At 67.5% G+C, this 12930-nt stretch carries 10 protein-coding genes; 8 read left to right on the plus strand and 2 right to left on the minus strand.

Annotated elements, in window-relative coordinates; all coding sequences use genetic code 11:
• Positions 1-44 precede the first annotated feature (44 nt).
• Positions 45-2681 carry a DNA mismatch repair protein MutS gene (mutS, locus tag DM818_RS07190; RefSeq protein WP_153952495.1) on the plus strand — a complete coding sequence of 879 codons (2637 nt, stop codon included), beginning with the start codon at positions 45-47 and terminating at the stop codon, positions 2679-2681.
• Between the two features lies 1 nt (position 2682).
• Here the strand turns inward: mutS and DM818_RS07195 are convergent, their stop codons facing one another.
• Both DM818_RS07195 and DM818_RS07200 read right to left on the minus strand, forming a co-directional pair.
• Positions 2683-3126, minus strand: coding sequence for a peroxiredoxin (locus tag DM818_RS07195; protein ID WP_153952496.1), 444 nt, complete (start codon positions 3124-3126; stop codon positions 2683-2685).
• 21 nt (positions 3127-3147) lie between these two features.
• Positions 3148-4056, minus strand: coding sequence for a hypothetical protein (locus DM818_RS07200; RefSeq protein ID WP_153952497.1), 909 nt, complete (start codon positions 4054-4056; stop codon positions 3148-3150).
• Between the two features lie 186 nt (positions 4057-4242).
• Here DM818_RS07200 and DM818_RS07205 point away from each other — a divergent pair, with 186 nt between their 5' ends.
• From DM818_RS07205 to pstA (DM818_RS07235), 7 genes are all read left to right on the plus strand, one after another.
• Entirely contained in the window at positions 4243-5436 is a 1194-nt protein-coding gene (locus tag DM818_RS07205; protein WP_153952498.1) for a substrate-binding domain-containing protein, read from the plus strand.
• A 45-nt stretch (positions 5437-5481) separates the two neighbouring features.
• A complete protein-coding gene (pstC, locus tag DM818_RS07210; protein ID WP_153952499.1) occupies positions 5482-6609 on the plus strand; it encodes a phosphate ABC transporter permease subunit PstC in 1128 nt (375 codons plus the stop codon).
• On the plus strand, positions 6609-8273 hold the full coding sequence (gene pstA, locus DM818_RS07215) for a phosphate ABC transporter permease PstA (RefSeq protein ID WP_075937401.1): 1665 nt from the start codon (positions 6609-6611) through the stop codon (positions 8271-8273). Before pstC (DM818_RS07210) ends, pstA (DM818_RS07215) begins: the two co-directional genes overlap by 1 nt.
• Complete coding sequence (pstB, locus tag DM818_RS07220; protein ID WP_075937400.1) at positions 8266-9159, plus strand: phosphate ABC transporter ATP-binding protein PstB; 894 nt, start codon at positions 8266-8268, stop codon at positions 9157-9159. Before pstA (DM818_RS07215) ends, pstB begins: the two co-directional genes overlap by 8 nt.
• A 146-nt stretch (positions 9160-9305) precedes the next feature.
• Entirely contained in the window at positions 9306-10292 is a 987-nt protein-coding gene (locus DM818_RS07225; RefSeq protein ID WP_075937399.1) for a PstS family phosphate ABC transporter substrate-binding protein, read from the plus strand.
• A gap of 50 nt (positions 10293-10342) precedes the next feature.
• Complete coding sequence (gene pstC / locus DM818_RS07230) at positions 10343-11299, plus strand: phosphate ABC transporter permease subunit PstC (RefSeq protein ID WP_075937398.1); 957 nt, start codon at positions 10343-10345, stop codon at positions 11297-11299.
• Complete coding sequence (gene pstA / locus DM818_RS07235; protein WP_075937397.1) at positions 11300-12922, plus strand: phosphate ABC transporter permease PstA; 1623 nt, start codon at positions 11300-11302, stop codon at positions 12920-12922.
• The last annotated feature ends 8 nt before the right edge of the window (positions 12923-12930 follow it).

Below are 12930 nucleotides of genomic sequence, written 5' to 3' on the forward strand. Positions count from 1 at the left end.
TCGCACATCCACAGTTTCATACCCTCCACCCCGTCAGCACAGGTATGACTGCGGAGGGAATCGTCGGCGAGTATCTCGACTTGCGCCGCGAGGCCGACGCCGACGTGCTGGCGATGCAGATGGGCGACTTCTACGAGTTCTTCGGCGAGGACGCCGAGTTCGTCGGCGAGGAACTCGACCTGAAGGTGTCTGAACGCTCCTCGGGCGGGGAGTCGTACGCGATGGCCGGCGTCCCGGTCGACGACCTGACGCCGTATCTGACGGCGCTCGTCGAGCGCGGCTACCGGGTCGCCGTCGCCGACCAACACGAAGTCGAGGGCGGCCACGAGCGCCGCATCGACCGCGTCGTCACGCCCGGCACGCTCGTCGACCCGACCGACGACGACGCACAGTATCTCGCGACGGTCGTGCGCGGCGACGACGGGCTCGGTCTCGCCTTCCTCGATATCACGACCGGGCGCTTCCACGTCACCGCCACGGAGGGAGACGACAGCGAGGCGCGCGCGCTGACGGAGCTGTACCGGTTCGCGCCGACGGAGATTCTCCCCGGTCCCGACCTCCGGGGTGACGACGAGTTCCTCGACCAGATTCGGGAGCGACTGGACGCGACGCTCACGCTGCACGCGACCGACGACTTCGCGCCCGGCCGTGCGACCCATCGACTGCGCGAGCAGTTCGGCGACGCCGCCGACGCCGTCGGTCTCGACAGCGAGGCGGCGAGACAGGCGGCCGGCGCGGCCCTCGCGTACGTCGACGACACCGGGACCGGCGTGCTGGCGTCGGTCACGCGACTCCGCACCTACACGCCCGACGACCACGTCACCCTCGACGCGACGACCCAGCGCAACCTCGAACTCACGGAGCCGATGACCGACCGCGGGGTCTCGCTGTTCGACACGCTTGACCACACCGAGACGAGCGCTGGCGGTCGGCTGCTGAAGGAGTGGCTCGGCCGGCCGATTCGCCGGCGCGGCGAACTCGACGCCCGCCAGCAGGCCATCGACGCGCTCGCCTCGGACGCGATGGGCCGCGAGCGTCTCCGCGACGCGCTCGCCGACGCGTACGACCTCGAACGGCTGGCCTCCCGTGCCGTCTCGGGGAGTCTCGACGCCCCGGCCATGCTTCGGGTGCGCGACACCCTCGCGCTCCTGCCGGACCTCGTTGACGCGGTGGAGTCGAGTCCGCGGCTCGCCGATTCGGCCGTCGCCGACGTGCTCGATTCGCTCGACCGGGAGGCGGCCCAACGGCTTCACGACGACCTCGCGGAGGCGATCGCCGACGACCCGCCGTCGACGCTCACGGAAGGCGGGCTGATTCGCCCCGAGTACGACGAGGAACTGGCCGCGCTCGTAGAGCGCCACGAGGAGGCCCTCGACTGGCTTGACTCGCTGGCCGCGCGCGAGCGCGAGGAACACGGACTCTCCCACGTCAGCGTCGACCGCAACAAGACCGACGGCTACTACATCCAGGTGGGGAAATCGAGCGCCGACGGCGTGCCCGACCACTACGAGCCGGTGAAGACGCTGAAGAACTCACAGCGGTTTACGACGCCCGAACTCCGGGAAACTGAACGCGACGTGGTGCAGTTGGAAGAACAGCGGGGCGAACTGGAGTACGAACTGTTCCAGGAACTCCGCGAGCAGGTCGCGGCGGCCGCGCCGCTGTGTCAGACCGTCGGCGAGACGCTGGCCGAACTCGACGTGTACGCCGCGCTCGCGACCCACGCCGTCCGCAACGACTGGACCCGCCCCGAACTCACCGACGAGGACGTACTGGCCGTCGAGGCCGGCCGCCACCCCGTCGTCGAGCAGTCCGTCGAGTTCGTCCCCAATGACCTCCACTTCGACCGCGACCGCCGATTCCTCCTCGTCACCGGGCCGAACATGAGCGGCAAGTCGACGTACATGCGACAGGCCGCCCTCGTCACCCTGCTCGCGCAGATTGGCTCGTTCGTTCCGGCCGACGCCGCGACCGTCGGTCTCGTGGACGGGGTCTTCACTCGCGTCGGCGCGCTCGACGAACTCGCGCAGGGGCGCTCCACGTTCATGGTGGAGATGCAGGAGCTCTCGAACATCCTCCACTCGGCGAGCGACGACTCGCTCGTCATCCTCGATGAAGTGGGGCGGGGGACGGCCACGTACGACGGTATCTCCATCGCGTGGGCCGCGACGGAGTATCTCTCCTCGGCACAGCCGAACTCGCCGTCGCCGAAGGTGCTGTTTGCGACTCACTACCACGAACTCACGCGCTTAGCCGACCACATCGCCGGCGTCGAGAACGTCCACGTCGCGGCCGACGGCGAGGGCGACGACGTGACCTTCCTCCGGACGGTCGAACCGGGCGCGACCGACCGCTCGTACGGCATCCACGTCGCCAGCCTCGCCGGCGTCCCCGGCCCGGTCGTGTCCCGTGCGCGCGAGGTGCTCGACCGCCTCCGCGAGGACAAATCCATCGACGTGCGCGGGCAGGCGGCCGACGGGCGGAGCGAGACCACGCAGGTCACCTTCGACCTCTCGTCCGGTCAGTTCGACGCCGGAGACGAGGACGGCGAGGACGCCCCGGCACTCGATCCCGACGCCGAGGCTGTGCTCGATGCCGTGCGCGAGGTGGACGTGACCGAGACCTCGCCGGTGGAGCTGCTCGGACGGGTCCAGGAGTGGCAGTCCCGCTTGGAGGAGTAGCTTACTCGGCGAGCGCGCGCGTCTCGTCCAGCACTTCACGCGCGTGGCCCGCGGGGTCTGCCATCTCCGTGTCGTACGTCGCGACGACCTCCCCACCAACGAGCACGAATGTCAGCCGTTCCGTGTATCCTTCGCTCGTGTCGAGTCCGAACGCTTCCGCCACCGTCCCGTCCGGGTCGGCGAGCAGTTCGAACTCCAGCCCGTGTTCCTCGGCGAAGTCGGCGTGCGACTCCGTATCGTCCATCGAGACCCCGTAGACGGTGATGCCCGAGTCGCGATACTCCGGCAGGGCGTCCTGGAACTCGTTCGCCTCGATGGTACAGCCGCCGGTGAAATCCTTCGGGTAGAAGTAGACGACCGTCGGCTCCTCGAAGGCCGGCGTCACGTCCTCGCCGTGTTGGTTCTTCGCGCGAATCTCCGGTGCTGTATCCCCGACTGTGAGCATACCCCAAGCCGGGGCCGCCGCCTATATATCGGTTCGGGTGGCCCGCACCTGCTCCCGGTGGTCTGCCAGCGTCTCCTGTATCGCGCCCCACTCGACCGGCGGCTCGCGGTCGGCGAGCGATTCGGCGAGACTCGCCAACACGTCGTCGAACTGCTCGCGGTACGACGGAGCGTCGTCGAGTCGCGCGCGCAACGCGGCGAGTCGGTCGTCGAGCGCGTCCACCTCCCCGTGGAGGGAATCGAGGTCGCCGGGCGGCTCGAAGGCGGCGAGGTCGTCGAGTTCGGCCCGGATGTCGGCTACCAGTAGCTCGAACACGTCGGTCTGGAGGTGTACGTCGGCGAGCGTCGCCGGCTCCGGCGTCTCCTCGGTCGCCGTCTCCAACTCCTCGACGGCGTCGCCGACCAGCTCCACGTCCTCGCCCAACTCCCGGGTGCGACGGTCCGGGTCGGTGAGCCACGACTCGAACTGCTCGATATCGTTCTGGAGGTCGTCCGCCGTCTGGACGATACCCTGTGCGTGCGTGCTCGCGGTCCGGAGGTCGACGCCCAGCTCGAACAGCGAGGGAGAGTCGGCCTGTTCGACGGCCGACGCGAGCGTCGCCTGCACGGCGTCGCGTCGGTCACAGACCGCGTCGAGCCGCTCCTCGAAGGAGACGCGGCGGGTCTCGACGGTCGGGACGGTCGGCGCGTCGACGAGCGTCTCTCGCATCGTCTCGGCGGCTCCCTCCGCGTACTCGACGCGCGATTCGGCCGTCGAAATAATCTTCGCCGTATCCGAGACGGTGGCGTCGATGCCCTCGCGCGTCACTCGGCCGTCCTCGACGAACGGGTCGATGGCCGCGCGCACGTCGTCGAGGTCGTGGTCGCCGCGGTCGGCGACCCGTTCGGTGACGTACTCGACCGGCTCACCGACGAGGTCCGAATCGTCCATACGGTCGCTCGCCACCGACGGGTGGTGTATCTTTCGTCCCGTGATATAGCGGGATATATAGCCGACAAACCCGCTCCCACGAGGGAGGTTGACGAGGGGTCGAATACCGGCAGTATCGTACCGCTGTGTGGTGATTTGGTGGAATATTATAAATCGCTTTAGTCGGACTCGGATACATATCTGGTGATGACAGCCGATACCGGTAACTCGGGCGTATCACGTCGAAAGTTCCTCGTCACGTCTGGCGTCGTCGGTGCCGCCGGACTGGCGGGCTGTTCCAACGCGGCGAACGACGGCTCCGGCGGGTCGGGCGACGACTCCGACAGCTCCGGCGGCTCCGAGGACACTGCGACCGACGCGCCCGAGGAGTCGGGTGGCTCGTCGCCGCAGCCGGTCACCGCCGAGGGGTCCTCGACGGTGTACCCCATCGCCAACTCGGGGTCGTCCTACTGGAATTCGAACCCGCCGAGCGACGACGGCGAGTACTGGGGCGAAAACAGCGAAGGCTCGGTTCCCGGCTGGGACGAACTCGCGAGCAACGGCGCAGACGGGATGCGACTGGCCGACTACTTCGCGAGCCTCTACGGCTTCGAGCCGACAGAGCAGTTCGCGACGCCGCCGTTCTCGACGCGCGTCGGCCTGAGCCACTCCGGCACGGGCTGTGAGGCGGTCGTTGACGGGCTCGTCGACATCGGCAACTCCTCGGGACCGATTACGGCGGAACTCGACTGGAGCGAATCGGAGGCCGACGAGCGCGTCGTCGACCACGTGCTCGGCCGCGACGGCCAGCCGGTCGTCGTCAGCTCCAACATCTACGACGCGGGCGTCACCCAGCTGACGGGCGAGGAGGTGCGCGGCATCTATCAGGGCGACATCACCAACTGGAGTGAGGTCGGCGGGCCGGACCAGCCCATCTACGTCATCGGTCGCGCGGAAGGCTCGGGGACGGACACCTCGTTCCGACTCAACATGCTCGGTAGCGCCGACGCCGAGATGGATGTCGACACCCGATTCGGCCAGAACCAGCAGGTCGCACAGGCCGTCCAGCAGAACGACGGCGCAATCGCGTACATGGCACTCGCCTTCACTGGCCCGGAGGTCCAGCCGATCGGCATCGACTTCGACGGGACGCTGTACGAGCCGGACCGCGACGCGGAAAACACCATCTTCGACAGCGCCTACCCGCTCAACCGCGACCTCCACCAGTACACGACCATCACGGAGGAGACGCCGAGCGGCACCGACCGCCGCGAGGGTGCGTTCATGAACATGTTCCTCACGACGTTCGGGCAGGAGGTCTTCGTCGAGTCGAACAACTACATCCCGCTGCCGACGGCGGACATCGAGTCCGAACTCGCGAAGCTCCCCGACCAGTCCTAACTCGCCACTGTCGTTTTCTTTGATTATGAGCCACGAGAGATACAGATGAGCCGGTTCAGTCGCATCGAACGGTACAGCCACGCCGCCCGCGACACTGCACGGCGGCTCCGTGACGGCGTCGCCGGCGAGTCGTCGGTCGCGGTCGCGCTCGTGACCGTGATGTCGCTGTCGCTTTTGGCCGGGCTGGTCGGCTTCCTGCTGGTCTCGTCGCTGACGGCGATACCCCTCGCGGTCGCCGTCGTCGCGGCGGCCATCGGGTGGCTCCGGTATCAGGAGCTGACGGCGAAGGTGCTCGCCGGGACGATGACCGTCTCCACGCTGTTGATTCTCGTGCTCATCGCGGGGTTCATCCTCAGAGAGTCGATTCCCGTCCTCCAGTACGAGTCGATGACGGTGTTGGGCGTCGAGGTGCCCGGCGTTCGGATGTTCGTCCAGACGCGGTGGGATGCCGTCTCCGACCCCATCCGCTACTCGATGGTACCGCTCATCCACGGGACGCTGCTGGTGACGCTCATCTCGACGGCCGTCGCCGCGCCCCTCGGCGTCGCCGCCGCGCTGTTCTTATCCGAGATCGCACCTCGCCCCGTGCGTGAAGTTGTCAAGCCCGGCGTCGAGATTCTCGCCGGCATCCCCTCCATCGTCTACGGCTTCATCGGGTTCACCATTCTCAACCCGTGGGCCGTCGAACAGTTCGGTCTCAACGGCGGGGGGACCTACCTGTTCGTCGGGATGGTCGTCGGGCTGATGGCGCTCCCGACGGTCGTCTCCGTCGCGGAGGACGCGCTGTCCTCTGTCCCCGAATCCATGAAAAGCGGCTCGCTCGCCATGGGGACGACCGACTGGCAGACGATGGTCTCGATTACGATTCCGGCCGCCTTTTCGGGCGTCTCGGCCGCCGTCCTGCTCGGGGTCGGCCGCGCCATCGGCGAGACGATGGCCGCGACGGTGATGCTGGCGAACACCCCGCGGCTGACCGAGCCGCTGGTCAACGTCTTCTACGGGCAGGCGACGCTCACCTCGCTCATCGCGAGCAGCTACGGGAGCGCGCGCGGCAATCAGCTCTCGGCGCTGTTCGCGGCCGGCGCGATACTGTTCATTACGGTGCTCGCGCTCTCGATCGGCTCCCAGTACATCGAGGCGCGCATGCGCCGCAAGCTCGGGGGTGAGGTCTGATGGCGAGTGCAACCGAGCGCTCGCTCGTCCGCGGTGAGTCAAGCGGCGGCGACCTCACGGCCGCGGGCGCTGTCGGGCTCGCCGGCGTCATGTTCGCGCTCGCGATGGTCGTGTTGTTCCAGCAGCTCTCGCTCACCGACACCGTCGCCGGCGTCCGGCTCATCGGTCTCCTCGGAGCCGGACTCCTCGCGCTCGGACTCGCGGTGGTCGGTCTCGGCGTTGCCGCCCGGTACGGCGTGCTCTCTGCGACGCCGCGTTCGAGTGCCGGACTCCTCTCCGGAGCCGTCTCCGGGCTGTTGTGGGCCGTCGTCGGTGGACTCGCCGGCGCGCGCGTCCTCGGTCTCGGGACGGTCGGCTGGCTGCTCTGTGCGGCCGTGGTCGGTGCCGGCGCCGCCGGGTTCACCGTGCTCACGCGCGAGGACGTCGGGACGACGGTGCCGGCGGGCCTGTTCACGGCACTCGTCGGGCTGGTCGTGCTCGTCACCATCGGTCCCTCGTGGGAGTGGGCGCTCGGCTGGGAGCAACAGCCCGCCTCGCTCACCGCCCCGATTACGGTGCCGGCGGTGACGCTCGCCGGCTCGCTCGTCGGCGGCTGGGCAGCCGCGGTCGCGTACGGCGGCTTCGGTGCCCGCGGCCGCCATCTGGGCGCGTACCTGCTCGTGTATCTCAACGCCGGCACCATCGTCGGCGTCCTGCTCGTGCTCATCGGCTTCACGGTGTTCAAGGGGTTGCCGGGGCTGTTCCGCGGCTTCGAGGTCGGACTCGGCGTCGGTCGCCAGGTCACCGTCGAACACTACCTCTTTCTCCCGTTCGTCGACTTCGCGCCCGGTATCTCGCTGGCGTTCGACCTCCCGGTCAAGTGGCCGTTCGTGATGGCCGGCGTCTCGTTGACGAACGACGTGAACGGCGTCTGGCCGGCCATCGTCGGCACCGTCTGGCTCGTCGTCGGAGCGGTCCTGCTCGCGGTGCCACTCGGCGTCGGGGCGGCGGTGTTCCTCACCGAGTACGCGGAGCGGGGCCGGTTTACCCAGCTGGTCGAGGTGGCGACGAACGGGCTGTGGTCGACCCCGAGCATCGTGTTCGGGCTGTTCGGCGCAGCCTTCCTCGTCCCCCGGTTCGCGAACCAGAAGTCGATACTCGCTGGCACCATCACGCTCGGCTTCATGCTGCTCCCGCTGGTGGTCATCACGACCCGCGAGTCGCTGCTCGCGGTCCCAGACGAGTACCGCGACGCGAGCGCGGCCCTCGGCGTCTCGAAGTGGCAGACCATCCGCAGCGTGGTTCTGCCGGCGGCGATTCCCGGCGTCACGACCGGCGTCATCCTCGGCGTCGGGCGCATCGCCGGCGAGACCGCCCCCATCCTGCTCACGATGACCGGTGCGGTCGCGCTCCCGGCGAATCAGGCGCTGAACGTGCTCGGGAGCTTCCGGTTTACCGCCGCGCCGCCGTTCGTGGCCAACGAGGCGCTGTTGCAGGCGACGACTGCGCTCCCGTACCAGCTGTACGCGCTCATCACGGCGGGCGTCGGGCAGTCGTCGAACATCTCCGACATCGACCAGTTCCGCTGGACGACGGCGTTGGTGCTGCTCATCGTCGTCTTGTCCTTCTACGCCATCGGCATCGCCACACGACACTACTTCCGACAGAAACTGACCCATGAGTAACACAGCTACGACCACCGCCGACACGACCGCGACGACAGCCGGCGAGACAGACGAACAGCTCAAAGCCGAGTGGCGCGAGTACGCCTTCGAGGGCGAGCCGAAACTCGCCGTCGAGGACCTCAACGTCCACTACGGCGACGACCACGCCCTCGACAACGTCTCGCTCGACATCCCCAAAGAGAGCGTCACCGCGCTTATCGGCCCGTCGGGCTGCGGGAAGTCGACGTTCCTCCGGTGTCTCAACCGGATGAACGACCGCGTGTCGAGTGCGCGCATCGACGGCTCCGTCCGGCTCGACGGCGAGGAGATCTACCAGGACGGCGTCGACCTCGTCGAACTCCGGAAACGCGTCGGCATGGTGTTCCAGTCGCCGAACCCGTTCCCGAAATCCATCCGCGAGAACATCGCCTACGGCCCGAAGAAACACGGCGACATCCAGACGGGAGTGCTCGCGCGCCTGCTCGGGCGGGCTGACAGTGACGAACTCGACGCCCTCGTCGAGCAGTGTCTGCGCGACGCGGCGCTGTACGACGAGGTGAAAGACCGCCTCGACGACAACGCGCTCGGGCTTTCGGGCGGCCAACAACAGCGGCTCTGTCTCGCCCGCTGTCTCTCCGTCGGTCCCGAGGTTATCCTGATGGACGAGCCGGCGTCCGCGCTCGACCCCATCGCCACCTCGAAGATCGAGGACCTCATCGCGGACCTCGCCGAGGAGTACACGGTCGTCATCGTCACCCACAACATGCAACAGGCCGCCCGCATCTCCGACCAGACGGCCGTCTTCCTCACCGGCGGCAAGCTCGTCGAGTACGGCGACACCGACCAGGTGTTCGAGAACCCACAGAGCACGCGCGTCGAGGAGTACATCACCGGGAAGTTCGGATAATACCCCGTTGCGTGCGAACTCCGGGGACGATTTCTCCTTGTTCTATATAGACAAACAGCAGTAGACATAGCAGTCGGGTGAGATTGGGTGGGATACGGGCCGCTCATAGGAATCCATTTAGTTACGAGTGGGTCTATTCTCAGTCGATGTCTACTGATTCCGACGCCACGGTTTCACGGCGACGACTGCTCGCGGCTGTCGGCGCTGCCGGCGCTGCCGGCGTCGCCGGCTGTACGCAGAACACCGGCGGTTCGGGCGAAGCGTCCCTCTCCGGCCAGATTAACATGTCCGGCTCCTCGACGGTGTATCCGCTCGCCACGGCAGTCGGCGAGCTGTTCACCGACGAGTACCCCGAGGTGAACTTCAATCCGCAGTCGACCGGGTCGGGCGGCGGCTTCCAGAACTTCTTCTGTACGGGCGAGACGGACTTCAACAACGCCTCGCGCCCGATTCAGCCCGAAGAGGAGCAGCTGTGTGCCGACAACGGCGTCGAGCCGATCGAGCTACAGGTCGCGACGGACGCGCTCACCGTCATCGTCAACCCCGACAACGACTGGGCGTCGGAGCTGACCGTCGAAGAGCTGGACCAGCTCTGGTCGGCCGAGACGCAGCCCCAGCAGTGGAGTGACGTGAACAGCGACTGGCCCGACGAGGATATCGAGCTGTTCGGTCCCTCCGACGCCTCGGGCACCTACGACTACTTCATCGAGGAGGTCATCGGCGAGGAGGGGAGCCACCGACAGGACTACTCCTCGACCGAGCAGGACCGCCAGATTATCAGCGGCGTCGAGGACTCCGAGTACGCCATCGGCTATCTCGGCTTCGCCTACTACACCCAAAACAGCGAGCGCGTCCAGGCCGTCGCCATCGACAACGGCGACGGTGCCGTCGAGCCGTCCATCGACACGGCCCGCTCCGGCGAGTACCAGCCCCTCTCGCGCCCGCTGTTCACCTACCCGGCGCGCGGCTCCCTCTCCGAGGACCAGATCGCCGAGTTCGCCCGGTTCTTCCTCGAACAGACGACCGACGAGCAGCTCGTCGCCGAGGACGTGGGCTACGTCCCGCTGACGGAAGACCAGCAGTCCGCCCAACAGGAGACCCTCGAAGCGGCCATCGAGGACGCGACCAACTAACTCGCGAGCGAAGCGCTTTTTCCAACACCACCGGATACCTATATAGCTAAATGAGTACCGACGACATCACCGACGAATTGACGCGCAACGTCGAGGGGACGACCCAAGAGCGGCTCCCGCGGCTCTTCTTTTTCATCTGTGCGGCCGTCTCCGTCGTCACCACCGTCAGTATCGTCGTGCTGTTGGCGACGGAAGCGGCCCGCTTCTTCTCCGTGACCGCGCCGCTGGTCGGCTTCGCCGGCGAGACCGTCGACGCGGCCGACTTCTTCCTGAGGACGGCGTGGCAACCGCCCGAGCAGTTCGGCGTGCTCGCGCTCGTCTCCGCGACGATACTCATCACCGTCGGCTCGGCGATCGTCGCCATCCCGCTCGGGGTCGGCACGGCAATTTACCTCAGCGAGTACGCCACCCCCGCGGCGCGCTCGCGGCTCAAGCCCGCCCTCGAAATCCTCGCCGGGATTCCGACGGTCGTCTACGGCTTCTTCGCCGTCATCTACATCACGCCCGTCATCCAGGGCGTGTTTCCGCAGACGGGCGCGTTCAACCTCGCCTCGGCGAGCATCGTCGTCGGTATCATGATTATCCCGATGGTCGCCTCGATTAGCGAGGACGCCATGTCCGCCGTCCCCGAGGACCTCAGACAGGCGGGCTACGGGATGGGCGCGACGAAGTTCGACGTGGCGACGGGGGTCGTCGTCCCCGCCGCCCTCTCGGGTATCGTCTCCTCGTTCATCCTCGCGCTCTCGCGTGCCATCGGCGAAACGATGGCCGTCACCGTCGCCGCCGGCTCGCAGGCGCAGTATCTCAACGTCCTGAACCCGGCCTCCTATCTCGAAGGCGCGCTGCCGATGACCGCCGCGATGATTAAGCTCCTGTTGAGCGATATCACCGGCGGGGGACTGGCCTACCGGAGCCTCTACGCTATCGGCATCACGCTGTTCGCCATCACGCTCGCAATGAACGTCATCAGTGATTTCATCGCACAACGCTACCGGGAGGAGTACTGAATGAGCACACACGACTTCGGACAGGTCAGCCGCACGGTCGGCACCGTCTTCCGGTATGCGCTGCTCGCAGCCACGCTCGTCGGCGTCGTCGCGCTCGGCATCCTCCTGTTGTTCGTCGCCGTCGACGCCATCCAGCCGCTCACCGCCGACCCCGGCTGGCATCTCACCTTCTTCCTCTCGTTTGTCCTGCCGACCCTCGCTGTCTCCGGATATCTCTACCTGCGCGCGCCCGACTCGCTTCGTGCCGGCGGCGCAATCGTCGGTCTGCTCGCCGTCACCACGATGTTCGCTGGCGGCGTCGTCCTCATCTTCGTGGATATCGTCTCGCCCATCGCGTGGTTCGGCTTCGTGCTCGCGCTCGCGCTCCCGGCCGGCGTGCTCGCGCTCGTCTCCCGCACCCTCTCGCCGGGGATGGGCACCTCGGTCGGACTCGGCGCACTCCTCTTGTATCTCTCGCTCGCCGGGGTTCCCGGTCCCCTCGGCGGGGTCGTCGGACTCGCACCCGTCGCCCCGAGCGTCATCGCGCTCGTCGGCTCGATTCCCGTGTTGCCCGTCGACTGGATGTTGCTCGCCGTCTCCGTTTCTCTCCCCGTCGGCCTGCTCGCCGGGAGCTACGTTGCGAGCTACACCGACCGTCGCGGCGGCACCGCTGCGCTCGGCCTGACCGTCGCGCTCGGCGTCGCGGCGTCGCTCGCGGCTCCGAGTCTCGGCATCTCCGCCGGTCCGTCGCTGCTGCTCGCGACCGTCATCGGCGTCCCGGCCGGTCTCGCCGTCTGGCGCAGCTGGGAGACGGACCGCCTCGCGCTCGCGGTCCCGGCGGTCGTGGTCGGCGGGGCGTTCGTCGGTGCCGTCGCCGTCGAACTGCTCGGCTTCGCCGGCCCGCAGTCGTGGGTCGACTGGCAGTTCCTCACCAGCGCGCACAGCCGCATCGCCGAGGACGCGGGTCTCTACCCGGCTATCGGCGGCTCCATCCTCCTGATGGGCGCTGTCATCGTCCTCTCGTTCCCGTTCGGCGTCGGCGCGGCGATTTATATGGAAGAGTACGCGCCGGACAACCGCATCACCCGGCTCATCGACGTGAACATCTCGAATCTCGCCGGCGTCCCGTCGGTCGTCTACGGCCTGCTCGGACTCGGCGTGTTCGTTCGCTTCGCCGGTCAGCCGACCGGGACCGTCCTCGTCGGCGGCGCGACGCTCTCGCTGCTCATCCTCCCGATTATTATCATCTCCTCGCGAGAGGCGATTCGGAGCGTCCCCGAGGAGATGCGACAGGCCTCCTACGGGATGGGCGCGACCCGGTGGCAGACGGTGAAGAACGTCGTCTTGCCCCGCGCGTTCCCCGGCATCCTGACGGGGACGATTCTCGCACTCGGGCGCGCAATCGGTGAGACCGCGCCGCTCATCATGATTGGTGCCCCCGACGTGGTCTTCTCGCTCCCCGCCGAACTGTCGGCGAAGGTCAGCGCCATGCCCCTGCAGGTGTACGCGTGGGCGACCCTCTACGGCTCACCGGAGTTCTACCAGAAGGCCGTCCCCGCCGGCGTGGTCGTCCTCGTGAGCGTCCTGCTCGCGATGAACTCACTCGCAATCGTGCTGCGAAACCGCTATCAGAATGAGCAATAACGACACAC

It is taken from the genome of Halosegnis longus, from assembly GCF_009663395.1.
GTDB lineage: Archaea > Halobacteriota > Halobacteria > Halobacteriales > Haloarculaceae > Halosegnis > Halosegnis longus.